The sequence below is a fragment of the Arenimonas sp. genome (genome assembly GCF_035312645.1).
In the GTDB taxonomy this organism is placed as follows: Bacteria; Pseudomonadota; Gammaproteobacteria; order Xanthomonadales; family Xanthomonadaceae; genus Arenimonas.
Window position 1 is genome coordinate 64,533 of the sequence record NZ_DATGBO010000140.1, and the last position, 17,383, is coordinate 81,915.

Here is a 17,383-nt window from a genome sequence, read left to right on the forward strand (position 1 = left end):
GTCAGTGCGAATAGGCGCGCGGTAGCGCGTCCGGCGCCTGCAGATAACGATCGCGCAATTGCGTCTGGCGCGAGCGCATCGGCATCGGTTTGCCGGCCATCCATACCTGCGACGCCAACGTGGTGACTTCCAGCGGATCGCCGGTCCACAGCACGAGATCGGCGATCAGTCCCGGTTCGATGCGGCCGACCTTGTCGCCGACGCCGAGCGCGTTCGCCGGCACGCTGGTGAGACCGGCGAGGCCGGCTTCCCAGGGCAGGCCGTTGGCGACCGCGTTGCCGGCTTCCTGGCGCACCTTGCGGGCGTTGTGCGAAGCGAATTCGAACTGCGTGAAAGCTACGCGCACGCCGGCCTTGTGCAGCAGCGCGGCGTTGTCGAGGCGCGAGCCGATGGCATCGAAACTCGAGGGGAGATTCTGCAACGAGTCGAGGATCACCGGCACGTTCGCCGCGGCCAATTCCTTCGCCACGACCCACGCCTCGGCGCCGCTGACGATGATCGGACGGAGGCCGTTGCGGCGGGCGAACAGCAAAACCTGGTGGATGTCGGCGGCGCGATCGACGTTGAACAGCACGCGGCCGCCGAGCAGGTATTTCGCCAGCGTCTCGCGCCCGGCCGGCGTGAGCAGCGCATACGGCGAGCCATACGGCGTGAGGCCGCGGGCTTCGCGCAGGGCCTGGTCGAGCAGCATGAATTGCGCGGCGCGCGATTTGCCGCCGAGGGAATCGGCGCTGCTGCCGAGGCTCACATACAACTGTCGCCCGCCGAGCGGATTGGCATAGTCGCCATCAAGACGAACGACGCCGCCTTGCCCGGCGACCAGGCTGCCGCCGCCGGTGGGATTGGCGGCGAGCGCACTGAAGGTGAGGCCATCCATGCGCGCGACCGGGATCAGCATCGAATGCGGGTTGAAGGCGACGGTGACGTCGAACTCCGGACGCATCTGCGGCGCGAGGCCATTGCCGCCGAACGACTGCGCGCCGTCGACGGTGCTGTCCTCGCCGGAGACTTCTTCCAGGCCGATATCGCCGAGGCCCGCGAACAACCCCGGGCTCAGCGGCTTGCCGCCGGCTTCGACCACGGGCACGCCCGGCGGCACGAGCAGGCCGGGACCGACGGCGCGGATGATGCCGCCTTGCACCAGCACGTCGGCATTCTTGAGCGTGCCGCGCACGCCGGCGGTGTGTACGGTGGCGTGCCGGATCAACACGTCCTGCGCCGAGGCCGCGCCGGTGAGCAGTAGCAGGGAAAGCGCGAGCTGCTTCATGGCGCCACCTCCTGGCCGAGCATGAAGTCGGATTTCGGCTGCAGCTTCGGATTGCTGCGATCGTAGAGCAGGGCGCCGTCGATGAAGACTTTCTCGGCATGCGCGTAGACGCTGAAGGGCGTGCCGTTCCAGATCACCACGTCGGCCATCTTGCCGACCTCCAGCGAACCGGTTTGCGTATCGATGCCGAGGGCTTTCGCCGGATTCGCGGTCAGCCAGCGGATCGCGCGTTCGGGTGGAATATCGATGCCGACGGCGGCGCCGTGCGCCATCGCTTTCGCGGCCTCCTGATTCAGGCGCTGGATGCCTTCGGGCGAATCCGAGTGCACGATCGCGCAACTGTTGACGGGGCGATCCACCAACGCGAGGTTTTCCTCGATGCCGTCCAGCGACTCCATCTTGAAGCCCCACCAGTCGGCCCAGAGCGCGCCGCAGACGCCTTCGGCGGCGAGGCGATCGGCGATCTTGTAGGCCTCGACGCCGTGATGGAATGCGGAGATCTTGAAACCGAATTCCTTGGCGAGATCGAGCATGGTGCTCATCTCGTCGGCGCGATAGCAGTGGATGTGCACGCGGATCTCGCCTTTCATCACGCCGACCAGGGTTTCCTTGGCGAGGTCGCGCGCCGGCGGATCGTCATCGCCTTTCTTGTCGTCGCCTTTCTTGCCCTTGCCGGAATCTTTTTTTCCGGCTTCGTATTTGTCCCAGGCGCGCATGTAGGTCTGGGCATCGATGAACGCCGCACGATAGCCGGCGACATTGCCCATGCGCGTGGACGGCGCGCTGCCCTTGGCGCCGTAGACGCGCTTGGGATTTTCGCCGCAGGCCATTTTCAGGCCCCAGGGCGCGCCGGGAAATTTCATCGCCTGGTAGGTGTTGGCGTAGACGTTTTTGATGGTCACGCCGCGTCCGCCGATGAGGTTGGCCGAGCCCGGCAGGATCTGCATCGCAGTGACGCCGCCGGCAAGCGCGGTCGCGAAGCCGGGGTCTTGCGGCCAGATCGAATGTTCGGCCCAGACGTTGGGCGTGACCGGGCTGGTGGCCTCGTTGCCGTCGTCGTTCGCGCTGACGCCGGGGCTGGCGTAGACGCCGAGATGCGAATGCACGTCGATGATGCCGGGCGTCACCCATTTGCCGGTAGCGTCGATCACGCGCGCATCGTTCGGTGCGTCGAGATTCTTGCCGACGCCGATGATGCGGCCGTCGGACATCAGCACGTCGGCGCCATCCAGGCGCGTGCCGGTGCCGGTCAACACGGTGGCATTGCGGATCAGTACCGGACCCGAGGCGATCGCGTGATAAGTGCTGGGATAGGGATCGGTGGTCGCCGCGGACGCGGTCACCGTCAGCGTCGCGAGCGCGACGACAAGCATGGTTCGGAACATGGACACTCCCCCGGTGGCGGAGTCACCGTAGCCCCTGCGCCGGTGCTTGCCAACAGTGACTTTCGGCATACGGCCCGGGCCGGACGTGGCAAAATGGCCGCGAAAATACGGAGAGAAAAAGAATGAAGGACAAGAACGAGATCGTCAGCAACTGGTTGCCGCGCTACACGGGTCTGCCGCTGGAAGCGTTCGGCGAACATATCCTGCTGACCAACTTCGGCGGTTATCTCAACACCTTCGCGCGCCTGACCGGCGCCGAGATCGTCGGCCTGGACCGGCCGATGCCGAGCGCGACTTTCGATGGCATCACCATGATCAATTTCGGCATGGGCAGCGCCAACGCCGCGACGGTGATGGACCTGCTCAGCGCGCTGCCGCCGAAGGCGGTGCTGTTTCTGGGCAAATGCGGCGGACTCAAGCGCAAGAACGAGCTCGGCGACCTGATCCTGCCGATCGCGGCGATCCGCGGCGAGGGAACCTCCAACGATTACCTGCTGCCGGAAGTTCCGGCCCTGCCGGCCTTTGCGCTGCAGCGCGCGGTGTCGACGATGATCCGCGACCTCGGCCACGACTACTGGACCGGGACGGTGTACACCACCAACCGCCGCGTCTGGGAGCACGACGAGGACTTCAAGGAATACCTGCGCAAGACCCGCTGCATGGCGATCGACATGGAGACCGCGACGATCTTCGCCACCGGCTTCGCGAATTCGATCCCAACCGGCGCGCTGCTGCTGGTGTCGGATCAGCCGATGATTCCCGAAGGCGTGAAGACCGAAGCCTCCGACAAGAAGGTGACCGAGAATTTCGTCGAGGCGCACATCAACGTCGGCATCGAGGCGCTGAAGCTGATCCGGCGCCACGGCAAATCGGTCAAGCATCTGCGCTTCGACGAGTAATCGTCGTTGTTTTGACCAGCATAAGCAGCCATGAAAAAAGCCCGGCAATCGCCGGGCTTTTTTTATTGCGTCACCAGATGAATTGCATCCGGGTGACGTCGGGCTGGGCCTTGCCGGCGGTGAAGCGCACCTGGCATTCGAGGCTTTGCTTGCTCTCCGCCGAGGGCACGCCCGGGTTGATGACGATCGGGGCGGTGAGCAGCATCGAGCCGGTGCCGTCGTCCTTCATGCTGGCCGCGAGCGCGCCGAGATCGAGCTTGTAAGGCTTGTCGGCCAGCTGGCTCTTGGCATAGGCATCGCAGGCCGTGGCCGCGATGTCGTTCTTGCCGCCGCCGCCGCTGCCGCCGCAGGCGGTCAGCAGAATACAGATCGCGAGCGTGGAAATGGTCTTCATCGAGAACCCCCTGTGAACCATGGCACTGCCATCCTGGTGCCACATTTCGTGGCCATCTTGCGATGTTTGCATGTTTACTCTAACTGCACAGGTGCGCCCCGTCACGAATGGGCCGCGGGCGGTTCACAGGAGGTTTTGCCGGTACGGCCTCAATAACGCGGCACCGACGGGTCGATTTCGACGGCCCAGGCATCCAGTCCACCCTCGATATTGAACACCGAAGTGAAGCCCAGGCCACGGAAATGCTCGGCGGCCTGGCGGCTGGAATTGCCGTGGTGGCAGAGGAAAGCGAGCGGCGTTTGCTTGGGCAATGCGGCGAGGCGATCGTGGCTATCCTCGTCGAGAACCTCGTGCGCACCGGGAAAACCCGCCTGTTTTCGTGCGGCAGCGGGACGCACGTCGATGACGACAGGTGCCGCACCGGCAAGCATTTGCGCGGAAAGATCCTGCACCGACAGCGCTTGCACGGCGGGCGGTGCATTCGGGTTGTGGATCGCCAGACCCGAGCCGCGAACGTCCTCGACCCAGTCGATGCGGATGCCTTCGGCGCGCGGCGCGCTGGCCAGGTCGAAGTGCACGCGGATGCCGGCCGACTCGCTGACGATCTCCTGCCCGGTCACCGGTTTGAGCTGGAATTGCGCGTTGAAGCGCGGATCCACCGACAGGTGCAGGCCGATGCCGGGCTCGGTATTGGCGATCGCGCGTTCGATCGCCGCGGCGGCTTCGGCACTGATATGCAGCTGCGGTGCGCGACGATCGGGCGCGGGCAGGCCGAGCACTTCGTGCAGCTCACCTGAGTTCAACATCTGCTCGATGATGTCGCTGCCGCCGATCAGTTCACCGCCGACATACAACTGCGGGATCGTCGGCCACTGCCCGTATTCCTTGATGCCTTCGCGGATCTCGGGGTCGGCGAGAACATCGACGCTGCCGTAGCCGGGCACGAGGCCGTCGAGGATGCCGACCGCCTTCGCGGAAAAACCGCAGCGCGGCGACGCCGGATCACCCTTCATGAACAGCACGACGTGATGGGCCTGCAGGGTTTGCTCGATGCGCGCGCGCAGTTCGGGACTCAGGGACATGGGTGGCTCCGGAAGGACAGGCGCGCATTTTACCCGCGTCGGCACCGGGGCACGGCGGCCATCACTTCCAGCATGGTCGGGGCGCGGCCGATTCGGCGATACTTGCCGCCTCTTTCGTCCCGAGTCGCCCATGGCCGCGCCCTATCTCCCCTTCGTCGTCGGGCCCTTGCTGGTGTTCAGTGTGTACCGGCGCTTCCGCAGGAATTTCGGTGTGCAGCAGGTGCGGCCGACCCGGGTCTGGGTACGCGTAGTTTTCCTCGCCCTGGTCGCGTTGCTGATGAGCACCTTGCTGCTGGTCAAAGTGCCGGTGGGGCTTGGCGCTCTCGCGGGCATGGCGGGAGGTGCCGTCCTCGCGCTCTGGGGACTGAAGCTGGCGCATTTCGACTATCGCGCGACCGGCCTGTTCTATACGCCGAATATCTACATGGGCATGGCCTTGAGCGCGGTGCTGGTCGGCCGGCTTGCCTACCGCTTCCTGGTCCAGGGCGTGGCCACGCAGATCGGCGGCGATCCGATGGCGCAGCTGTCGCCGCTGACCTTCGTCATCGCTGGCACGCTGGTCGGTTACTACCTCTGCTTCAATGCCGGCGTGCTGCTGCGGTTGCGCGCGAGCAAGCCGGAAGCGATCGCGACACTGGTGAAATGAAGCCGTTGCCGAAACCGTCCGCATCGGGCGGAGCGTCTTTGAACAGCGATCGCCGCGGAGCGCAGCGATGACCTGGTGGCTGTGGCTGATCCTGGCGGTGATGCTGGCGATGGGCAGCGTGTTCTTCGCCTTCCTCTGCCTGTCGTCAACTTCCGCGTACGGCGCCAACTATCACTCGCTGACGCCGCGCCAGCGCTTCATGGGGAAAAGTCTTTACATCGGTTCGTTGATCGCCGCCGTTGCCTGCGGCGTGGCCGGATGCGCGGCGGTGTTCCTCGCGATCCGGCCCTTGCTGGCCTGAGTCCTCAGCCGCCGAAGACTTTCTTGAGCAGGCTGGTAGTGCGCTTGAGCGGGTCGCGCCGGATGTCTTTTTCCTGCTGCGCGACGTAGAAAAACAGCCCGTCCATGGCCTTGTTGGTGACGTAGGAGTCGAGGTCGAGGTTCTGGTTGCCGCCGAGCAGATTGCCCAGGCCCTGGTTTTTTCCCAGCATCGATTTGTAGCGCTGGGTCACGCCGGTCTGCGCGGTGGCATTGGCGATGATCGGCTGGAATTTCGCGCGCAACGTATCGCTGGTGACGCGGCGGAAGAATTGTGTGCCGGCGTCATCGGGGCCACGCACGATGTTGACGGCATCCTGCACCGTCATCTGCCGTACCGCATCGGAAAAGATATTCGCCGCGACCGGGATGGCCTGCTCGGCGGCGCGATTCATCGACAACTCGAACTCGTCGACTTTCTTGCCGGCGCCCAAGCGCCGCGCAGTGTCGGTGAGCGAGCGGATCTTTTCCGGCACAAGGATGCGCACCAGCGGATCGCCCTGGAAACCATCCTTGTGCCCGAGTTGGGTGATCGCGCGGTTCACGCCCTGCGCGAGGGCTTCCTTGATGCCGCCAGCGGCTTCGGCCTGGCTGGGATTGCCGGTGGTCGCCGAGGATTTTTGCAGCGCTTGCTGGAGTTTGTGCTTCAGGGAGTTGGCCGAAACGCTGGAAATGCCCAGCGCTGTGGTGATGGCACAGGCAAGCACGATCGTGGGCAAACGCATGGCGAGCTCCTTCGGCTGAAGCTGCCATCCTAGCGCCGCGACCGCATCCCCGCGAACCGTCGCCGGCTCGGGGCCGACACCGGAGGCGGATCAGCGACCCAGCGTGAAGTTGATCGGCACCCGCGCGTAGGCGCTGATCGCGATGCTGCCTTGCAACGCCGGATTGAAATGCCAGTGACTGCGCACGAATTTCTGCGCGGCCTCGTCGAGCAACTTCGAGCCGCTGCTCTGCTCAACGCTGACATCGAGCGGCGCGCCATCGGCACCGACCAGAACCAGCAACACCACCGTGCCAGTGATGCCACGACGCAATGCCATCGGCGGATAGGGCGGCGCCGGCGCGCGGTCGGTGGTCAGCGCGGCCAGCGCCGGTTCGGACGGGCCGACGTCGGTATCGACATCGACTTGCTGGCCGGTGTCCGGAATCGCTTGTTCGGTGCCGTCGGTGTAGGTGATCTCGGATGGCGGTGCGATCTGCGCGATGGGCGTCGACGCATGGCTGGGCGGCTGCGGATGCGGCTTGGGATCGCTGGTGGGCGTCGGCGGCGGAGGTTGAATCGGCTTGACCTCATCGACCTGGACGACCTGCATCTCGGGCTCATCCATCGTGGTCGACATCGGTGTCTGCACCGGCGCCAGCAGCATCATCAGCGCAGCAACGTGCAAGGCGATGACGACGCTGTTGGCGGCGATGCGCTTGCCATCCAGGGACAGGGTGGGGACTGCGGTTTGGCTGCGAACCATGGGACACCTCCGGGGTTGGTCACAGGCGGGAACGCCTGCTTTCGTCCGGCGGGGTTAGCCCCGGGGCACCGAATACGCATCGGCATCGGTAGCGCATGGACTGATCGTCGCCATGCGCTGGGTGCAGTTGCGCTTGCGGGTGTCCCGTCCTAGATTCGAACGGTCGGGAAAGCGAAACGGCATTCACCCCGTCGCTCTGCGCAGACGCGCGATCCCGGCGACGCAAACAGGAAGATCGATCCAATGACCGAAGCCGAGCCCATATTGAAAACCTACCGCGGCGGCTGCCATTGCCGGCGCGTGCGTTTTGAGGTCGATGCGCCCGTCGTGCTGACGGTGCAGGACTGCAACTGTTCGCTTTGCCGGATGAGCGGCTTCTGGCATCTGATCGTGCCGGCGGCGCGGTTTCGCCTGCTGGCCGGGCACGACGACCTGATCGAATATACCTTCAACACTGGCGTCGCAAAACATCGCTTCTGCCGCGTCTGCGGCATCAAGAGTTTCTACGTGCCGCGCTCCAATCCCGATGGCATCGATGTCAATGCGCGTTGCCTGGACGATGGCGAAGTGGACGAGCTCATCGTCGAGCCATTCGATGGCCGCGAATGGGAGCGCAATGCCGGCGAGCTTGCGCATTTGTCACGGGGATGATGTTCCCGCAACAGAAGATCGCAGTGTTCAATCCAGCCGTTTGCTGATCCGCCGCGTCGAGATGATCAGCAGCACTGTGGCGATCGCCGCGAGCGCCAGCAGATCGTTCGGCAAATCGGTCAGCTCCGCGCCGCGCAGCATGATGCCGCGGATCAGACGGATGAAATGCGTCATCGGCAACACTTCCGACAGCCACTGCGCCGCCCGCGGCATGCCGGCATACGGAAACATGAAGCCCGACAACAGGATCTGCGGCAGCAGCGTGAAGAACGCCATCTGCATCGCCTGGAACTGGCTCTTGGCCAGCGTAGAAATAAAAATGCCCAGCGAAAGATTGGCGATGATGAAAAGCAGCGCCGCGGCATAGACCTCCAGCAGGCTGCCGCGGATCGGCACGGCGAACACCAGCTTGCCCAGGGTCAGCACCACCGTCACCTGCACCAGCCCGATCGCGATGAAAGGCAGCACCTTGCCAATGGTCAACTCCCACGGCGAGACCGGCGTCGCGATCAGCATCTCGAGATTGCCGCGTTCGCGCTCGCGCACCAGCGCCATCGCCGTGAACATCACCAGCGTCATGGTCAGGATCACGCCGATCAGACCGGGCACGGTGTTGACCGGCGCACGGCGTTCCGGATTGTAGAAATTCACCACTTCCACACCTTGATAGTTGGCGCGCATTCCCGGCAGCGGCATCACCGCAAGTTGTCGCGCGGCGGCCTGCACGGTCTGATCGGAGCCGTCGACCATCACCTGCAAGGCCGGGCGATCGCGCGTTTCCAGGCGTCGTTCGAGATCGGGAGGAATCACCAGGCCGATGCTGATCCGGCCGCGGCGCATCAGCGTCTGCAGTTGCTCGGGCGTGGTCACCTGTGCGCGCACTGTCATCACGCCGGTGGCGTCGAGGCCGGCGAGGATCTCCCGCGAATGCGCGGTCTGCGCCTGATCGACCACGCCGGCATCGATATGGCGGATGTCGAGATTGATCGCAAAACCAAACAACAGCAGCTGCAGGGTCGGAATGCCAAGGATCATGCCGAAGGTGATGCGGTCGCGGCGCAGCTGGCGCAGCTCCTTGATCACGATCGCGAACAGTCGCGTGAAATTCATGCGGCCTCCGCGCGACCGAGCTTGGTGGCAGCGACGAACACGTCTTCGAGATTCGGCGTCACCGCCTCGATGTTCACGGCGTCGCCGTCGGGCAGCAGGCGACGAAGCGCCGCTTCGTCCAGCGACGTCGCCGCGAGCACGCGCAGGTCAGTGCCTATCTGCGCGACGCCGAGAACCTCGGCATGGCTGCGCAGATTTTTCTCGGCCTGACGTGTCTGCGCCGTGTGGATGCGCCAGACGCGTCCGGGCAAAGCGGCGCACAAGGCCTGCGGTGTGTCGTCGGCAACGAGGCGACCGCTTTCGAGGATCGCCAGGCGATGGCAGCGCTCGGCTTCATCCATGTAATGCGTCGATACCAGCAGCGTGGTGCCGGCGTCGGCGAGTTCGAACAGGTTGGCCCAGAAATCCCGGCGCGATTCCGGATCGACGGCGCTGGTCGGCTCGTCGAGAAGCAGCAGCTCGGGTTCGTGCAACACCGAGCATGCCAGCGCGAGCCGCTGCTTCTGACCGCCGGACAAGGTGCCGGCGAGCTGTCCGCGGCGATCGCCGAAGTGGTAGCGCTCGATCATTTCGTCGACGCGTGCTTTGATCTTTGCGCGCGGAAGGTCGTGGATCGCCGCGAGAAACTGCAGGTTTTCCAGGATGGTCAGATCTTCGTACAGGGAAAATTTCTGCGTCATGTAGCCGATGCGTCGCTTCAGCGCTTCGGCCTGTTCGGGAATGCGCAGGCCGAGTACCTGCACTTCGCCGCTGGTCGGAGTGAGCAGGCCGCAGAGCATGCGCAGCGTCGTCGATTTGCCTGAACCGTTCGGGCCGAGAAAACCGTAGACCTGGCCGCGAGAAATCGACAGATCGACATGATCGACCGCAACCAGATCACCGAAGCGGCGGGTCAGGCCGCGCGCCTGGATTACCAGGCTCGTGCTGGCAGCATTGATGCTCACTGCGCGGGTCGCGCTTCGACCGGCAGGCCCGCGGGTAGAGTTTTGCCATCGATCGCATCGATGACGAGCTCGGCGCGATAGACGAGGCGGCTCGCGTCGTCGCCGGTGAGGGCGTAGTAAGGCGTGAATGCGGGCTCGCTGGCGACGCTGCGCAAGTGCGCGGCAAGGTCGTGGTCGATGCCTTTCGCGCGCACCAGGAATTTCTCGCCATCGCGCAGGCCGGCGCGCTGGCTGGCGGGCACAAACACGCGCGCATACGGCGCATCGCCGACCAGCAGGCTGGCGACGCTGGCGTTGATCGGTGGCTGGTCGCCAGGCTTGAACGGCAGAGCATCGATGCGACCGGCACGTGGCGCACGCACATCGAGCTTGCTGCGGTTCAACTGGATTTCATCGCGTGCGGATTTCGCTGCTGCCAGCGCCGCCTCCGCCTGTTCCACTTGCTCGACGCGCGTGCCGTGGGTGAGTTCGCGCAATTGCGCTTCCGCCGTCGCGACTTGCGCATCGGCGCGATCGCGGGTGGCGCGGGCGGTATCGAGCGTGGCGCGCGCGACCAGTTGTTTCGCGGCCAGATCGGCCTGGCGCCTGAACTGCTTGTCGGCTTCGATGCGACCCGCCTGCGCGCTGGCAAGCGCGGCGCGGGCGGCATCGAGCTGCTCGCTGCGCGCACCGTGCACGAGCTCCGCGAGTTGCGCCTGTTGTTGCGCCACCTGCGCCTGTGCCTGTGCGAGTTTTGCATCCATGCGTCGGCCATCCAACGTCAGCAGCAACTGGCCGGCGCCGACCTGATCGCCTTCCTTCACCGCGAGCGTCAATACCGGCTCGCTTGCTTCCGCGGGCAGGGCGATGCGATCCCACTCGAGGGTGCCCAGCAACACTGGATCGGCTTTCGATCCGCAGCCTGCCAGTCCCACGCAGACGGCCGATGCAATGAGTAGGTGATCAAGGCGCATGGGTGTTCTCCAGTCCACGCTCGAGCAGGGCGAGCGTGTGCTTCTGCAGCTGTTGGTTGTCGATGTCGCTGGCGTTGAACACGCGGCTCCAGATCGGTCTGGCCGCGAGTGGAAACAAAGTCAGGCCGATCAGCGACACCATCAACAGGCGCGGATCGAGATCGGCATTGAGATGGCCCGCGCGCTGCGCCTCGGCGAAACGCGCCGCCAGCATCTGCGGCAGTTTTGGCGCGATATGCGTTAGCAGAAGTTCGCGCAGCGCGCCGCCGTCATTGAGGATTTCACGGACCCACAGCACCGGCAACCACGGGTGATATTCGACCAGACGATGCATGCCTTCGACGAAGCCGCGCACGAGGTCATCCGGATTTTTGCCGGCAAGCATCGACAGCAGTTCCGCGAATACCGGCATCAGCCGCTCCTCGAAAATCGCGCCGACCAGAAGATCCCGATTGCCGAAGTAGTAGCTGACCAGCGCCGGCGTCACGCCCGCCGCTTTGGCGATGCTGCGCAGGCTTGTATTGCCGATGCCGTCGCTGACGAAGCGGGCCAGCGCGACGTCAAGCAGGTGCTGGCGCAGGTCCGCGGCGTCCTGATTGGGGCGGCCGGGGCGGCGTGGAATCGAAATGGGCTTGCGGGGCGGGGACATTATTTATTTATACATGCAATTAATTTAAGGTCAAGAATTTTCCCCTTGGTATTTCCGGTCTCTCCATTTGAAGGGACAAATTTTTGGCGTGCCTCGGAGCGAATGTGTCGCGGGCTTGCCATGCAATGGATTGCCGAAAGACGCCAAGACTTGCGGCGCAGAGCCCGCTTTTTTTTCGGACTCGAGATTCTGGCGCTTATCTGAGGGCGCCTGCGCGTCGTTTCTGACACGCCCTATGGGGATTTCCTGATGGTTGCCGAACGCGGCGCACGGGAGGCTGCAGACGGGTAGCAGGCGTCGGGGGTCTCATGAATCGTACGGGCTGGGCCTTATTAGTCGCGATGGTGTCGTGCCTCTGGTCGCTGACAGTGAGCGCGACCGATCCGAAGACGGAGTACGACAAGCGGATCAAGTCGGCGGAGGTGGTGGATGCCTTGGGTCCGAACTTCGCCGGGGACCAGACCAACTTCTACACCGGCGTGACCAGCTTCAGTGCGACCGATGTGAATCTGCCAGGCAACAACGGCCTGAGCGTGGCGCTGGGTCGGCACCGGGGGATGGACAACGACGACAACAACGCGGCCGAGACGCCGACCACGACCGGTAAGCAACTGCGCGCTTTCGGCGATTGGGATCTGGATATTCCCTATCTGTCGGGCACCTTCACCCAGGCCAACGGCTGGGAGATCGACTCAACCACCCCGCAATCGCGCTGCAGCGTGCTCTCGCAACTCAAGACCAACGGCGCGGCGGCGACCGGCAACCCGCGCAGCACGGGCAATTACCTGTTCTGGGAATTCTGGCAAGGCAACACGCTGCATCTGCCCGGCGGCGATCAGACGATGCTGCTCGCCTCCCTGCCCAACCCCGCGCGCCCGAGCACCGGCGGCCCGTATCACTGGGTGACCAAGGACCGCTGGTGGTTCTCGTGCCTGGCCACGACCAAGAACAACGCCGGCGGCGAAGCCTTCGAAGCGGTGTCGCCTGACGGCACGCATTACACCTTCGACTGGATGACCTCGCGCGATGTGTCGCGCTTGTACGAGATCATCCCCTTGCCGGGCAATGCGCTGGTCGCCAGCCCCGCGCCCAGCACGTCGCGCACGTCACCTGCGCCGACCCAGCCCACGCCGATGATTCAAGGCGGCGCCACCAACCGCAAGGTGTACCGCAAGGAAGTGTTCCTGCTGCCCAGCCAGATCACCGACCGCTTCGGCAACTGGGTCAAATACACCTGGTCCAACGATGCCTTCGCACACCTGATCAGCATCACCTCCAGCGATGGCCGCACCATCACCCCGACCTACAACGCGCAAGGCTTCATCGGCTCAGTCACCGACGGCACGCGCACCTGGACCTATCAATACGACACCAATGGCACGTTGACCGGCGTCACGCTGCCCGATGCCACGCGCTGGCAGTACAACCTCACCAACCTGACCACCACCGGGCCGTACCAGCCCTTTTGCCCCGAGCCGGTGACCCCGCCACAGGAATGCTGGGCCCCACCCGAAGATGCCACCGCCTCGGGCGCCTACGTCATCCATCCGGCGGGCGCGCGCGCTGACTTCACCTTCGTGTCGCGCTTCAAGCTGGGCAGCAGCGGGCAGTGGTCGTATCCCCTCTCGCTGAGCCAGAAGACGATCTCGGGTCCGGGCCTGACCCCGGGCACCTGGCAGTTCAGTTATGCCCCCGATCGCGCCACCGCCAAGGCCAGCATTGATGCCGGCATCTTGCCCCCGACCATCACCACCGATGCGATTGCCCCCGACGGGAACCTGACCCGCTACACCTTTGGTATCGACGCCAATCTCAACGAAGGTCAGTTGCTGCAGCAGCAACAGGGCAGTGTGATCAACGGCGTGCCGGTGTTCTTGCAGCAAGACACCCACACCTATGCCGCGCCCAGCGGCGCCAACAGCCCGACCGCGTTCGTGATCCGCGCCGGCGTCAATCCCTACCGCGGCCAGGCCGGCGCACGCGACGAGACCTTCCTCACCGAGCGCGTGCTGCCCGAGATCCAGCGGCAGACGACGTTGCAAGGCGTGAACTTCATCTGGCAGGTCAACAATCCCGCGACCACCGGCTTCGATCAATACGCCGATCCGACCACGATCACGCGCAGCAGCGCGGGCCTGGCCGGGCCCACCTCCAGCTACAGCCGCACCGAGACCACGACCTATCGTCACGACACCGCCAAATGGGTGATCGGTCAGGTCGCGACCGTGACGGATGTGGTCACCGGCAAAGTCATGAGCCAGACCGACTACGACGCGACGTCGGATCTGCCGATCCGCACCTACAGCGTCGGTGCCTTGCAACAGACGTTGGCCTACAACACCGACGGCACCTTGCTCTCGATCACCGATCCGCTCGGCCACGCCACCACGCTCGGCAGTTGGACGCGCGGTATTCCCGGCGCCATCACCTTCCCCGACACCACCACGCTCGCGGCCGTGATCAGCCCGATCGGGTCGATCACCCGCGTCACCAATCAGCTGCATACCGATACCAACTACGGCTACGACGTGATGGGTCGGATGAACCGGATCACCTATCCAGTCGGCGATACCGTGGCCTGGAACGACACCACGCGCAGCTTCGCGCCCGTCGCCGTGGCCGAGTACGGCCTTCCCGCTGGCCACTGGAAGCAGGTGGTGCAGACCGGCAATGGCCGAACCAGCACCTTCTACGATGCGCAGTGGCATCCGGTGCTGACGCTGAGCGAAGACACGGGCAATGCCGCCACCAAGAGTTTTGTGGTCACGCGCTTTGATGCGCTGGGGCGCACCGTGTTCACCAGCTACGCCGTCGATACGCTGACCAGCGTCAACGATGCCCTCAAGGGAATGACCACGGTCTACGACGTGCTCGGTCGCCCGATCCAGAGCAAGCAGGACGCAGAACTACCGACAGCACCCATCCTCACCAGCACCACCGAGTACCTGGCCGGCTTCCAGACGCGCAGCACCAATGCGCGCGGCAAACAAACCACCACCAGCTATCAGGTCTTCGATAGCCCGAGCACCGATAGCCCGGTGCAGATCAGCCTGCCCGAAGGCGTGACCACCACGATTGCCCGGCAACCGTCGTTGGGCAAGCCGCTGAACGTGACCCGCAGCGGCATGTATGCCGGCAGCCCGCTGGCGGCCACGCGCAGTTATGTCTATGACGACAACGAGCGCCTGTGCAAGACGATCCAACCGGAATCGGGCGCGACCGTGGTCAGTTATGACGCGGCCGGCAATGTCGACTGGAGTGCGGACGGCACCGCGTTCACCAGCACCGCGCAGTCGAGCTGCAATGGTGATCGCAACACCCTTGCCAGCGGCACGAACAATCGCACGATCCGCCACTACGACGTCATGAATCGTGTGACGTCGGTGGAGACGCCCAACCGCACGGCTGATCTGACCACGACCTATGAGCTCGACGGTCTCGTTCGCAGCCTGGCGGCGGTAAATCCAGGTACGCCAACGCCCCACACCGTCACCACGACTTACGGGTACGACAAACGCCGCCTGCTCGAGAGCGAGAGCTCAGCCAATGCGACGACCTTCTACACCCTGGGCTATGGCTACAACGCCAACGCGCATCTGGGCGCGCTGACGTATCCGGACGGGCGTACCGTCAGCTACACCCCCGATGCGTTGGGCCGCGCCACACAGGTCACCGACCTGGGCACGACGGGCGGCGCAACGTATGCCAGCGCCATCCACTATTACGCCAACGGCGCGATCAGCGACTTCGTCTACGGCAATGGCATCAAACACACGATGGTGCAGAACGCCCGCAAGCTGCCGGCGCGCAGTCAGGACATCCATCACGACCCGAGCGGCGACACGATCATCCTCGATGACAGCTATGCCTTCGATGCCAACGGCAATGTCACCGACATCACCGATCAGGCGCAAGGTGGCCTGACCACGCGGGGCATGGCCTACGACGATCTGGATCGTCTGATCACCGCGGTCTCGCCCGGCCAGTGGGGCAATGCCACCTATGCCTACGATCCGCTCGACAATCTTCGCCGTGCTGATCAGGGCGCGCGGCAGTACCGCTACACCTACGACGCGATCACGCAGCGCCTGAGCACCATCAAGAGCCCGGCCGGCGCGACGCTGTTCACGCTTGGCTACGACGCCCAGGGCAACACCACCAGCAAGAACACGCAGGCCTTCGTGTTCGACAGCGCCAACCGCCTGAACCAGGTCACCGGCCAGCAGACCTATCGCTACGACGGTCAGGGCCGCCGTGTGCAGACCACCGATGCCAACAGCACCGCCACATACTGGATCTACAGCCAGAGCGGGCAGGTGTTGTACACCTCGGAAGCGCGACGTAGCCAGAACCTGAGCTATGTCTACCTGGGCAACACGCAGGTCGCCACGCGCAACGTCGCCTGGGGCACGGGCACCACGACCCTGCGCTATCAGCACACCGATGCGCTCGGTAGTCCGGTCGCCGAGACCGATGCCGACGCGCATATCGTCAAACGCAACACCTACGCACCGTATGGCGAAGCCTACGGCTCAACAAACATTGATGGCACCGGCTACACCGGCCACGTCATGGATCACGACACCGGCCTGACCTACATGCAGCAGCGCTACTACGATCCGCAGATCGGCAGGTTCCTCTCCGCGGATCCGATGGCGGCCGATACCAATACGGCCTGGAACTTCAATCGCTACAACTATGCGGCCAATAATCCGTATCGGTTTACGGATCCGGATGGGCGGCAGATTTCGGGGCTGACTTACAATGTTTGTGGAGTAGATGGATGCGATGGGAGTGGTGCAGTTCGCGGCGGAGGGCCGTCTGTTACAAGTATTGGCCCAATAGATTCGCGAACTTGGGCACCACCGCCCAACTATGTTCTGAAGCCGGGCGTAAGAATCAATTCTGCCCAGGAAACGGTCGTTTCAAACCAAGCTGACGAATATAGTCGGATTACAGGTAATAAATTAATTGTTACTGACGGCCTGAGAACGCCACGGGAACAGGCCAGTCGTATGCTCTATAAGATTAGACATGGGGAGGGAGTTAGAATTTATCGAAACCATGCGGCTGCGATGGAAATACTAAATAGCTATCGATCAGCAAAAATAAGCAAATCTAATCCATTAGATGCCATGGAGCGGACTATCAGTGATCAGGTCGGCCGGGGTGTCTATATCTCGGACCACCTTGGGAATACTGCGATTGATTTTCGTTCGAGAGATGTTAATAGAAGGGCATTTTCAGAGGCAGCTGGCGTGGCTGGAGCAACACTAATATTGGATGAGGGAGTGCCTCCTCATCTTCACGTTCAATATTGAGGAGGACGGAGTGAAAAATTCCATTTCGGGAATTTTACTATTTTTTTTTCTAATGGGCTCACTATGGCCTTCGCAGGCAAATGCTGATGGAGCTTCTAGGTTAAATGCAGGCGTAAGGAGTGGGGTGTTCTCCGCTCATATTGGCATGGGTCGAACGGTTGAGGTGGGCGTCTCTGACCCTGAAGGGAAGTTTTTTTTTCTTAGAACAGATGAGTTTAGTTGCCCCGGAGTTATATATAAAAATGGGCGAATAAAAATAGACACAAAATATGCTCTTGGCGTTTTCTGGACTGGC

At 63.6% G+C, this 17,383-nt stretch carries 16 protein-coding genes and 1 pseudogene; 6 read left to right on the forward strand and 11 right to left on the reverse strand.

Annotated features, from left to right (window positions below):
• Position 1: 1 nt before the first annotated feature.
• From VKM35_RS12710 to VKM35_RS13885, 3 genes and pseudogenes are all read right to left on the reverse strand, one after another.
• Complete coding sequence (locus tag VKM35_RS12710) at positions 2-1,267, reverse strand: amidohydrolase family protein (protein ID WP_324321413.1); 1,266 nt, start codon at positions 1,265-1,267, stop codon at positions 2-4.
• Positions 1,264-1,983, reverse strand: coding sequence for an amidohydrolase family protein (locus VKM35_RS13880; RefSeq protein ID WP_414636659.1), 720 nt, complete (start codon positions 1,981-1,983; stop codon positions 1,264-1,266). Before VKM35_RS13880 ends, VKM35_RS12710 begins: the two co-directional genes overlap by 4 nt.
• Positions 1,983-2,652 (reverse strand): annotated as a pseudogene (locus VKM35_RS13885) (amidohydrolase); the annotation flags it as partial. The pseudogene VKM35_RS13885 and the gene VKM35_RS13880, both read right to left, overlap by 1 nt.
• A 122-nt stretch (positions 2,653-2,774) precedes the next feature.
• On the opposite strand from VKM35_RS13885, the gene VKM35_RS12720 reads away from it, so the two are divergent.
• Positions 2,775-3,551 (forward strand): AMP nucleosidase, encoded by a 777-nt coding sequence (locus tag VKM35_RS12720; RefSeq protein WP_324321414.1) that lies wholly within the window; start codon positions 2,775-2,777, stop codon positions 3,549-3,551.
• Between the two features lie 70 nt (positions 3,552-3,621).
• Here VKM35_RS12720 and VKM35_RS12725 read toward each other — a convergent pair whose 3' ends face one another.
• Together VKM35_RS12725 and grxD are read right to left on the reverse strand one after the other, a co-directional pair.
• Positions 3,622-3,945, reverse strand: a complete 324-nt coding sequence (locus VKM35_RS12725; protein ID WP_324321415.1) for a hypothetical protein — start codon at positions 3,943-3,945, stop codon at positions 3,622-3,624.
• A 149-nt stretch (positions 3,946-4,094) separates the two neighbouring features.
• Positions 4,095-5,027 (reverse strand): Grx4 family monothiol glutaredoxin, encoded by a 933-nt coding sequence (grxD, locus tag VKM35_RS12730; protein WP_324321416.1) that lies wholly within the window; start codon positions 5,025-5,027, stop codon positions 4,095-4,097.
• 130 nt (positions 5,028-5,157) lie between these two features.
• Between grxD and VKM35_RS12735 the strand changes: the two genes are divergently transcribed.
• Together VKM35_RS12735 and VKM35_RS12740 are read left to right on the forward strand one after the other, a co-directional pair.
• Positions 5,158-5,673, forward strand: coding sequence for a DUF1453 domain-containing protein (locus tag VKM35_RS12735; protein WP_324321417.1), 516 nt, complete (start codon positions 5,158-5,160; stop codon positions 5,671-5,673).
• A gap of 67 nt (positions 5,674-5,740) precedes the next feature.
• Positions 5,741-5,974 (forward strand): hypothetical protein, encoded by a 234-nt coding sequence (locus tag VKM35_RS12740; protein ID WP_324321418.1) that lies wholly within the window; start codon positions 5,741-5,743, stop codon positions 5,972-5,974.
• Positions 5,975-5,978: 4 nt separating this feature from the next.
• Here VKM35_RS12740 and VKM35_RS12745 read toward each other — a convergent pair whose 3' ends face one another.
• Positions 5,979-6,716 carry a DUF4197 domain-containing protein gene (locus VKM35_RS12745; protein ID WP_324321419.1) on the reverse strand — a complete coding sequence of 246 codons (738 nt, stop codon included), beginning with the start codon at positions 6,714-6,716 and terminating at the stop codon, positions 5,979-5,981.
• A gap of 90 nt (positions 6,717-6,806) precedes the next feature.
• A complete protein-coding gene (locus VKM35_RS12750; RefSeq protein WP_324321420.1) occupies positions 6,807-7,460 on the reverse strand; it encodes a TonB family protein in 654 nt (217 codons plus the stop codon).
• Positions 7,461-7,703: 243 nt separating this feature from the next.
• Here VKM35_RS12750 and VKM35_RS12755 point away from each other — a divergent pair, with 243 nt between their 5' ends.
• The gene (locus VKM35_RS12755; protein WP_324321421.1) at positions 7,704-8,111 is read left to right on the forward strand and encodes a GFA family protein; all 408 of its coding nucleotides are present in this window, start codon (positions 7,704-7,706) and stop codon (positions 8,109-8,111) included.
• A 27-nt stretch (positions 8,112-8,138) separates the two neighbouring features.
• Here VKM35_RS12755 and VKM35_RS12760 read toward each other — a convergent pair whose 3' ends face one another.
• Genes VKM35_RS12760 through VKM35_RS12775 form a run of 4 tightly spaced genes read right to left on the reverse strand, consistent with a single transcriptional unit; the run spans position 8,139 to position 11,767 of the window.
• Entirely contained in the window at positions 8,139-9,221 is a 1,083-nt protein-coding gene (locus VKM35_RS12760; RefSeq protein WP_324321422.1) for an ABC transporter permease, read from the reverse strand.
• Complete coding sequence (locus VKM35_RS12765) at positions 9,218-10,132, reverse strand: ABC transporter ATP-binding protein (protein ID WP_324321437.1); 915 nt, start codon at positions 10,130-10,132, stop codon at positions 9,218-9,220. The genes VKM35_RS12760 and VKM35_RS12765 overlap by 4 nt, the downstream gene beginning before the upstream one ends.
• A 29-nt stretch (positions 10,133-10,161) precedes the next feature.
• Complete coding sequence (locus tag VKM35_RS12770; RefSeq protein WP_324321423.1) at positions 10,162-11,118, reverse strand: HlyD family secretion protein; 957 nt, start codon at positions 11,116-11,118, stop codon at positions 10,162-10,164.
• The gene (locus VKM35_RS12775; protein WP_324321425.1) at positions 11,108-11,767 is read right to left on the reverse strand and encodes a TetR/AcrR family transcriptional regulator; all 660 of its coding nucleotides are present in this window, start codon (positions 11,765-11,767) and stop codon (positions 11,108-11,110) included. Before VKM35_RS12775 ends, VKM35_RS12770 begins: the two co-directional genes overlap by 11 nt.
• A gap of 308 nt (positions 11,768-12,075) precedes the next feature.
• Between VKM35_RS12775 and VKM35_RS12780 the strand changes: the two genes are divergently transcribed.
• Positions 12,076-17,088 carry an RHS repeat-associated core domain-containing protein gene (locus VKM35_RS12780; RefSeq protein ID WP_324321427.1) on the forward strand — a complete coding sequence of 1,671 codons (5,013 nt, stop codon included), beginning with the start codon at positions 12,076-12,078 and terminating at the stop codon, positions 17,086-17,088.
• Between the two features lie 10 nt (positions 17,089-17,098).
• The coding region (locus VKM35_RS12785; RefSeq protein WP_324321429.1) for a hypothetical protein at positions 17,099-17,383 on the forward strand (285 nt) is incomplete at its 3' end.